Source organism: Microbacterium resistens NBRC 103078 (genome assembly GCF_001552355.1).
GTDB classification, from domain to species: Bacteria; Actinomycetota; Actinomycetes; order Actinomycetales; family Microbacteriaceae; genus Microbacterium; species Microbacterium resistens.
In genome coordinates, this window is sequence record NZ_BCRA01000074.1 from 22,407 (window position 1) to 30,172 (window position 7,766).

At 69.6% G+C, this 7,766-nt stretch carries 7 protein-coding genes; 2 read left to right on the forward strand and 5 right to left on the reverse strand.

The genetic code is table 11. The features are described from left to right. Positions 1-41 precede the first annotated feature (41 nt). Genes MR1_RS12855 through MR1_RS12875 form a run of 5 tightly spaced genes read right to left on the reverse strand, consistent with a single transcriptional unit; the run spans position 42 to position 5,469 of the window. A complete protein-coding gene (locus MR1_RS12855) occupies positions 42-890 on the reverse strand; it encodes an ABC transporter ATP-binding protein (protein ID WP_067247398.1) in 849 nt (282 codons plus the stop codon). Further along, positions 887-1,753 carry an ABC transporter ATP-binding protein gene (locus MR1_RS12860; RefSeq protein ID WP_067247401.1) on the reverse strand — a complete coding sequence of 289 codons (867 nt, stop codon included), beginning with the start codon at positions 1,751-1,753 and terminating at the stop codon, positions 887-889. The genes MR1_RS12855 and MR1_RS12860 overlap by 4 nt, the downstream gene beginning before the upstream one ends. Continuing rightward, positions 1,750-2,742 carry an ABC transporter permease gene (locus tag MR1_RS12865; protein WP_067247404.1) on the reverse strand — a complete coding sequence of 331 codons (993 nt, stop codon included), beginning with the start codon at positions 2,740-2,742 and terminating at the stop codon, positions 1,750-1,752. The genes MR1_RS12860 and MR1_RS12865 overlap by 4 nt, the downstream gene beginning before the upstream one ends. Beyond that, a complete protein-coding gene (locus MR1_RS12870; protein ID WP_067247407.1) occupies positions 2,735-3,730 on the reverse strand; it encodes an ABC transporter permease in 996 nt (331 codons plus the stop codon). The genes MR1_RS12865 and MR1_RS12870 overlap by 8 nt, the downstream gene beginning before the upstream one ends. A 44-nt stretch (positions 3,731-3,774) precedes the next feature. Then, entirely contained in the window at positions 3,775-5,469 is a 1,695-nt protein-coding gene (locus MR1_RS12875; RefSeq protein WP_067247411.1) for an ABC transporter substrate-binding protein, read from the reverse strand. Between the two features lie 226 nt (positions 5,470-5,695). Between MR1_RS12875 and MR1_RS12880 the strand changes: the two genes are divergently transcribed. Further along, complete coding sequence (locus MR1_RS12880) at positions 5,696-6,424, forward strand: NUDIX hydrolase (protein WP_067247429.1); 729 nt, start codon at positions 5,696-5,698, stop codon at positions 6,422-6,424. Then, positions 6,421-7,766 (forward strand): quinolinate synthase NadA (gene nadA / locus MR1_RS12885; protein ID WP_067247414.1); only part of this gene is annotated, 1,346 nt, incomplete at its 3' end. The genes MR1_RS12880 and nadA, both read left to right, overlap by 4 nt.

The window sequence follows — 7,766 nt, forward strand, 5'->3', positions numbered from 1 at the left end:
TCCGCGCGCGGCCGTGGGGGACCGCGCGCGGACGGAGGTCGTCAGGCGCCGGCGAGCTCGCGGCGCACCTCGTCGCGCAGGCGTCCGAGATTCTCCGGCTCGGGCGCCGCATCCAGGAGCGTCCGCGTGTACTCGTGCTGCGGGTTCAGGATCACCTCGTCGCTGGGACCGCGCTCGACGACGTCGCCGTGATAGAGCACCATGATCTCGTCGCTGAAGTGGCGGGCGGTGGCCAGGTCGTGCGTGATGTAGAGAACGCCCAGGTCGTCCTCCCGCTGCAGGTCGGCGAGGAGGTTCAGGACCCCGAGCCGGATGGAGACGTCGAGCATCGAGACCGGCTCGTCGGCCACGATGAACCGCGCCCCGGGAGCCAGCGCCCGCGCGATCGCCACCCTCTGGCGCTGCCCGCCGGACAGCTCGTGCGGCCGGCGCTCCGCGAAGCTCTCCGCCGGGGACAGGCGCACGCGCTCGAGCAGCTGCAGGGCGCGCTCGCGCACCTGCGCGGCGCTCAGCTCCGGGTGGTGGATGCGCAGCGGCCGTTCGAGGTGGTGGGCGATGGTGTGGAACGGGTTCAAGGACGCGAAGGGATCCTGGAAGACCATCTGCACCTCGGAGCGGTAGCGCGCGAGGTCGCGGCCGCGCGTGCCGGTCTCGCGCCCGTCGAGCAGGATGGCCCCCGAGGTCGGCGTCTCCAGCTTCATCAGCATCCGCGCGATGGTCGACTTGCCAGAGCCCGACTCACCGACGAGCGCGATGGTCTTCCCGGCCTCGAGCGTGAACGACACGTCCTTCACCGCGTGGAGCTTCCGGGTCTTCAGCCCGGAGCGCAGGGTGAAGTCCTTGACGAGACGACGCGCCTCGAGGGTCGGGGTGGAGGGGGATGCGCTCATCGGGCCTGCTCCTGAGCGGTCTGGACGCCGGTGCGCACGAAGTCGCCCCGATCGCCGCGCAGGCTCGGGAAGCTCGAGAGCAGACGCCGGGTGTACTCGTGCTGAGGGTTCCGGTAGATCTCCTCCGCCGTGCCCTGCTCCACGATCCGCCCCTGCAGCATGACCGCGATGCGGTCGCTGATCTCGATGAGCATCGGCAGGTCGTGGGTGATGAAGATGACCGCGAACCCGAGCCGCTCGCGCAGGCGCATGATCTCGCGGATGATGCCGCGCTGGACGACCACGTCGAGCGCGGTGGTCGGCTCGTCCATGATCATGACCTGCGGGTCCAGCGCGAGCGCCATGGCGATCATCATGCGCTGGCGCATGCCGCCCGACAGCTCGTGCGGGAAGCTGGTCAGACGGGCGGGATCCACGCCGACGAGCTGCAGCAGCTCCTGGGCGCGAGCCGTCTTCTGCGCCGTGCTCATGCCGGGACGATGCGTGTCGAAGATGTCGAAGATCTGCGCCTTGACGCTGATGACGGGGTTGAGCGAGTTCATCGCTCCCTGGAACACCATCGAGATCTTGTCCCAGCGGAAGGCCCGCAGCCCCTCCGCCTCGAGTCCCACGACGTCGATGTCGTGGCCGTCCCGGTCGTGGAAGACGATCTCGCCGCCGGTCATCACGGCCGGCGGCTTCAGCAGCCGGTTCATCCCGTAGGCGAGGGTCGTCTTGCCGCAGCCGGACTCCCCCGCCAGGCCCAGGATCTCGCCCCGGTTCAGCGTCAGGGAGACGTCGCGCACCGCCTGCACGGGCGGGTCGACCTCGTACTCGATCGACACGTTGCGGGCGGTGAGGACCGCCTCGGTGGCGCCGCTCATGCGGTGACCCCCTTCGTCTTGGTGGCCTTGCGGGCGGAGCGGGCCGCCTGCGGGGCGTTGCGGAGCTTCGGGTTGATGATCTCGTCGATCGCGAAGTTGATCAGCGCGAGACCACAGCCCAGGAGCGCGATCATCACGCCCGGCGGGACGAACCACCACCACGCCCCGCGTCCGAGCGCCTGCCCGGACTGCGCGTCGTTGAGGATCGTGCCCCACGTGATCGAGTCGGTGGGGCCGAGGCCGAGGTACGACAGGCCCGCCTCGCCGAGGATCGCGAAGATGATCGCGAACAGGAACTGCGCGGTGAGCAGCGGCAGGAGGTTCGGCAGGATCTCGACGAGGATCACCCGGGCGCTTCTCTCCCCCGCCACCTTCGCCGCGGAGACGTAGTCGCGCGACCGCAGGGAGCGCGCCTGGAGCCGGAGCACGTAGGCGGCTCCCGCCCAGGACGTGATCCCGAGCACGAACGCCACGAGCTGCCAGCTCCGGGAGTTGAAGGAGGCCGCGATCACCATCACGAGCGGGAGCCCCGGGATCACCAGTGCGACGTTCGTGATGAGGGCGAGCACGTCCTCCCGCCAGCCCGCGAGGTAGCCGGCGAGAACGCCGAACAGGAGCGAGAGGACGATGGCGATGCCCCCGGCGACGAGCCCCACCAGGAGCGAGCCCTGGGCGCCGTGCGCGAGCTGGGCGAGCACGTCGTTGCCGAGCTTGGTCGTGCCGAGCCAGTGCTCGCCCGTCGGCGGCTGGAGGGCCGCGTTGCCGGTCGCCCGCGGGTTCTGGGTGAGGAAGGGGGCGAGCACGGCGAAGAGCACGATCCCGGCCACGAGGACCAGCCCGGTCACGAGCTTCGGCGAGCGCCGGGGCAGCATGGCCCGCAGGCCGCTGCGCGGGCGGCGCGCCGTCGCCAGCGCGACCGTGCTCGGCGGCTCGACGGACGGGGCGTCCTTGACGATGAGGTCCGGTGCGGTCTTCTCGGCGTTAGACATTCTGGCGAGCCCTCGGGTCGATGAACCCGTAGACCAGGTCCATGAAGAAGTTGGCGGCGAGCACGGTGACGGTGATCACGAGGAACAGCCCCTGCAGGAGCGCGTAGTCGTTGTTGGTCACCGCCTGGAACATCAGCTTGCCGATGCCCGGATAGGTGAAGACCTGCTCCATGACGATGGAGCCGGCCACGACGAAGCCGAGGGTGATCGAGAACCCGGCGATGGAGGGGATCGCCGCGTTGCGCGCGGCGTAGGTCATCAGGATCCGGCGCGGGCGCAGCCCCTTGGCCTCGGCGGTGGTGATGTAGTCCTCGGAGAGGATCTGGACCATCATGTTGCGCATCCCGAACAGCCAGCCGCCGACCGAGCTCAGCACGATCGTGACCGCGGGCAGGATCGCGTGCGACACCGCGTTGCCGAAGAACGCCCAGGTGGGCTCCGGCCCGTCGGGGAAGTCGAAGACGTCGTAGCCGCCGAAGATCGGGAACCAGCCCAGGCCCACGGCGAACACCGACACCATGATGAGCGCGAGCCAGAAGTACGGGATGGACTGCAGCACCGTCGTCGCCGGGATCAGGTTGTCGACCCAGGTGCCGCGCTTCCATCCGGCCCATGCGCCGAGGACGACGCCGAGGACGAAGGAGATGACGGTGGCGGTGCCGACGAGGATCAGCGTCCACGGCAGCGCCTCGCCGATCAGGTCGGCGACGGGGGTGGGGTACTTCGTGACCGAGACCCCGAGATCCCCCTGGAACATCCGGCCCCAGTACCCGAGGTACTGATCCCACAGGGGCTGGTCGTCGGAGCCGAGAAGCAGCTTGATGTTGCGGATGGTCGTCTCGGAGACCTCGCCGCCCGCGCGCTGCATCTTGGCGATCATGATGTCGGCCGGGTTCCCCGGCATGAGCCGCGGGAGCAGGAAGTTGAGGGAGATCGCGGCCCACAACGTGAACGCGTAGAACCCGATCCTTCGTGCATAGAACTTCATGTCACTGTCACCTCAGACTTCCTGCTCCCACGGACTCACTCAGCTCACTTCGCCGGCTGCAGGTGCTGCAGGATGTACCCGGCGGCGATCGCGCCCCACGACGGCGGGAAGGCGTAGAGCTCCTCCTCGGTCGGCCAGCCGGTGTAGTCCTTCGTGTTGTAGAAGGTCTGCGTGGCGTTGATCACGAGCGGGATGTAGGGCAGGTCGCGTACGATCTCGCTCTGGATCGTGGCGTAGAGCTCCTTCTTCTTCGCCTCGTCGTTCGTGCTGATGGCGGCCTGGATGGCGGCGTCCACCGTCGGGTTGCTGTAGCGGCTGAAGTTCCAGCGGCCCGCGGGGACCTCCTCGCCGACCTTGGAGGTGGACTCCACGGTCGTGCCGCCGAACCAGTCGCGGTAGATCTGGAACGGGTCGGCGACCGAGGTGCCGATCATTCCGCCCACGATGAGCTGGTAGTTGCCGGTCTGGCGGGCGTCGGAGAACTCCTGCCACTGCACCGTGGAGGCGTTGACCTTGATGCCGGCCTTCGCCGCCTGCTCGGCGATGAGCTTCGCCGCGTCGTTGTAGTCGGTCCAGCCGTCCACCGAGGTGAGGCTGAGCTCGACGGGCTGGCCGTCCTTGGCGTAGATGCCGTCGCCGCCCTTGACGTAGCCGGCGGCCTCGAGGATCTTCCCGGCCTCGGAGGCGTTCGCCTCCTGCGGGCTGACCTCGTTGGCGGGGTCCGCGAGCCACTTCTCGTCGCGCGGCAGGAGCGCGTACGTCGGGGACACGTCGCCGGTGAGCCCGACGAAGGCCTTGTCCTTGATCGTCCCGCGGTCGATGGCGACGTTGAGCGCCTGGCGCACGGCCACGTCCGTCTGCGGCCCGGTGCAGCCCAGCTCCGCGTTGGAGCAGGTGTAGAGCACCGTCGGGTCCTGCGGCGTGTTGATCCAGTCGGTCTTGCCGTTGCCGGTCACGTCGTCCGGGTTCGGGATGAACATGCCCGCCCAGTCGAGCTTCCCGGCGGCGAGGAGGTCCTGCGCGGTCTGGTTGTTGTCCACCGCGATGTACTGGACCTTCTTCACCCCGAGCTTGTCGGCGTCGCGGAACTCCTCGTTCGCCACGAGCGTGTAGGACTCGCCCGTGGTCTTCTGCACCTTGTAGGCGCCGGATCCGACCGGCTCCTCGTTGGCGAAGTCCGCGAAGTCGGTGATGTCCGCCCACACGTGCTCGGGAAGGATGTACGTCGAGCCCATCCGCTGGAACTCGGTGGTGTACTGCGCGGCGCTGTACGTGAGCACGACCGTGGTGTCGTCGGTCGCCTCGGCCGAGACCAGGCCGTTGCCCTCGGGGTTGTTCGCCTCGTACTGGAAGGTGAAGGCCACGTCCTTGGCGGTGAGCGGCTTGCCGTCGTTCCACTTCAGGCCGCTCTTGATGGTGACCGTGATCTGGGTGCCGTCCTCGTTGTACTCGAAGGAGTCGCCGATCAGGCCGACCGGCTTGTCGTCGGCGGTCTTGTTGTAGAAGAACAGCGGCTCGTAGATCGGGCCGAGCGCTCCGTGGAGCACGGTGGGCGCGAACGGGTTGTAGTTCGCCGTGATCGGGGTCTGGCTTCCGGCCCAGACCCGCAGTGCCCGGTCGCCGTCGCCGGAGCCGCCGGAGCCGGAGCCCCCGGTCGAACAACCGGTGAGGCCGATGGCGAGGACCGTGGCCCCCGCCACGGCGGTGAGCGCGAGCGCGCGCTTGCCGTTACGGATCATTCCTTGACTTCCTCTCGGTGCTGCGTTGCAGGAGGAGGGGACTACTCCCCGTTGAGGACAGACCCCGGTTGGGGTTTGTTAGGACAGCAACCTAACAAATAGCGCCACGTCCGCCAAGTGGCGACCCGCGCCGAAAGGTAACGTTTCGGACTCGCCGTCGACGGCGTCATCGACCTGGACTTCAGGTCGCCTGCACCCTAAGATCGGACCGGAGGTTAAAGTCATGATGACCAGAACTCGCGATCCCGAGGACGGGATCCGCGTCGCCGTCTCGACGGTCATCCTCACCCTGCGCCGCGACGCCGACGGAGCGCCCCGCATCTCCCTCCCCCTCGTCCGCCGCATCCGCGACCCGCACCGCGACGCGTGGGCGCTCCCGGGCGGCTGGCTGGACGTGGCCGAGAGCCTGGAGGAGGCCGCGGGGCGCACCCTCGCCGAGACCACCGGGCTCGCGCCGAGCTACCTGGAGCAGCTGTATGCGTTCGGAGCGGTCCACCGCTCCCCCACCCGCGTGGTCTCGGTCGTGTACTGGGCGCTGCTGCGCTCGGACGCGGTCGACGCGCAGAGCGCCGCTTACCGGGCGACCAGGGCCGCGCCCGAGAACGTGGACTGGTTCGACGCGGCCGGCCTCCCCTCCCTGGCGTTCGACCACGCCCGGATCATCGACTACGCCCTGTGGCGCCTTCGCAACAAGGTCGGCTACAGCCGCGTCGCGCACGGATTCCTGCCCCCGGAGTTCACCCTGGCCGAGCTGCGCGAGGCCTACGAGGCGATCCTGGGCCGCCGCCTGGACCCGGCGAACTTCCGCCGGCAGGTCGAGAGCGCGGGAAGCCTCGTGCCCACCGAGTCCTTCCGCACCGGAAGCCACCGCCCCGCGCGGCTGTACCGATCCAACACCGACGTCGAACTGGCCGACCGCGGCCCGCTCGCCCCCGAAGAAACGAGGACGTCATGACCCCCCGCCCGGTTGCCGACACCGTCGAGGCCCGAGACCCCGCGCTCCGAGGCGTCGATCCCTCCGTGGACCACGCCATCCAGGCGATCACGGGCGGCTCGTCCGTCGAGGCGACCTGCAGCACCGACCTCGCCGCGGGACCGTGGGACTTCGACGCGCGACCCGGATACGGCCCCGGCTCCTCGATGGGCGACGTCATCCCGGTCGGCGCTCCGCGTCAGGGCGCGCTGCCCGCCGCGTATCGCGAGGCCGACGAGGCGCAGCTGGACGAGCGGATCCGCGCCGCCCGGCGCACGCTCGGCGACCGCGTCGTGGTGCTCGGTCACTTCTACCAGCGGGAGGAGGTCGTGCGGCACGCCGACTACGTCGGCGACTCGTTCCAGCTCGCCACGGCGGCCACCGAGCACCCCGACGCCGAGGCCATCGTCTTCTGCGGCGTGCATTTCATGGCCGAGACCGCGGACCTGCTGTCCGGTCCCGATCAGGCGGTGATCCTGCCGAACCTCGCCGCGGGATGCTCCATGGCGGACATGGCCGACATCGACCAGGTCGAGGAGTGCTGGGAGCAGCTCGCGGACGTGCTCGGGCCGCTCGACCACCCCGACGCAGACGGCCTCGTCCCGGTGATCCCGGTCACCTACATGAACTCGTCCGCCGCGATCAAGGGGTTCGTCGGTCGCCACGGCGGCATCGTCTGCACGTCCTCGAACGCCCGGACCGTCCTGGAGTGGGCATTCGCACGCGGGCGGCGCGTGCTGTTCTTCCCGGACCAGCACCTGGGCAGGAACACGGCGAAGGCGATGGGCGTGCCGCTGGAGCGGATGCCGCTGTGGAACCCGCGGCAGGCGCTCGGCGGGAACGGCGCCGAGGACCTCGTCGCGTCGCGGGTGATCCTGTGGCACGGCTTCTGCTCCGTGCACCGCCGTTTCTCTGTCGCCCAGATCGACCAGGCGCGGGCCGAGCACCCCGGCGTGCGGGTGATCGTGCACCCCGAGTGCCCGATGGACGTCGTCGACGCCGCGGACGAGTCCGGCTCGACCGACTACATCCGCCGGGCCATCGCCGCCGCCACGGAGCCGACCGTGTTCGCGATCGGCACCGAGATCAACCTCGTCCGACGCCTGGCCGCCCAGTATCCGCAGCACGAGATCTTCTGCCTCGATCCGGTCGTGTGTCCGTGCTCGACGATGTACCGCATCCACCCGGGGTATCTCGCGTGGGTCCTCGAGGAGCTCGTCGAGGGGCGCACCCCGAACCGCATCCGGGTGCAGGACGACGTCGCCGCCCCGGCCCGCGTCGCGCTGGAGCGGATGCTGGCGGCCCGGCCGACGACCGAGCCGCC

Excerpts from the sequence above, each read along its gene's own strand:
- MR1_RS12855 (WP_067247398.1), bottom strand. The coding sequence starts at position 890 with ATGAGCGCATCCCCCTCCACCCCGACCCTCGAGGCGCGTCGTCTCGTC.
- MR1_RS12860 (WP_067247401.1), bottom strand. The coding sequence starts at position 1,753 with ATGAGCGGCGCCACCGAGGCGGTCCTCACCGCCCGCAACGTGTCGATC.
- MR1_RS12865 (WP_067247404.1), bottom strand. The coding sequence starts at position 2,742 with ATGTCTAACGCCGAGAAGACCGCACCGGACCTCATCGTCAAGGACGCC.
- MR1_RS12870 (WP_067247407.1), bottom strand. The coding sequence starts at position 3,730 with ATGAAGTTCTATGCACGAAGGATCGGGTTCTACGCGTTCACGTTGTGG.
- MR1_RS12875 (WP_067247411.1), bottom strand. The coding sequence starts at position 5,469 with ATGATCCGTAACGGCAAGCGCGCGCTCGCGCTCACCGCCGTGGCGGGG.
- MR1_RS12880 (WP_067247429.1), top strand. The coding sequence starts at position 5,696 with ATGACCAGAACTCGCGATCCCGAGGACGGGATCCGCGTCGCCGTCTCG.